Here is a 242-nt window from a genome sequence, read left to right on the forward strand (position 1 = left end):
CCGAGGCAGCGGCCGGAGTGCGCTCGCCGACACGCCGGGTCCGGGCGTCGGGGGCGAGCAGGCTGCCCACCCAGTCGTCGCGCCGGCCGCCGCGCTGCACGCCGCCCAGCCGCAGCTCCCCCTCGACCCGGCACCCGGCCCGCTCGGCGCCCGCGCGGGGCGGGCCGTTGCCCACGAACGCGCGCCAGAACACCCGGACCACCCCCAGACGGCCGAACGCCGCGTCGAGCACCAGCTCGACG

General features: G+C 81.0%; 1 protein-coding gene. It reads right to left on the reverse strand.

From position 1 onward, the window contains the following. The coding region (locus tag KVT14_RS21055; RefSeq protein ID WP_217617361.1) for a GNAT family N-acetyltransferase at positions 1 to 242 on the reverse strand (242 nt) is incomplete at both ends.

Source organism: Cellulomonas sp. GbtcB1, assembly GCF_019091725.1.
GTDB lineage: Bacteria > Actinomycetota > Actinomycetes > Actinomycetales > Cellulomonadaceae > Cellulomonas.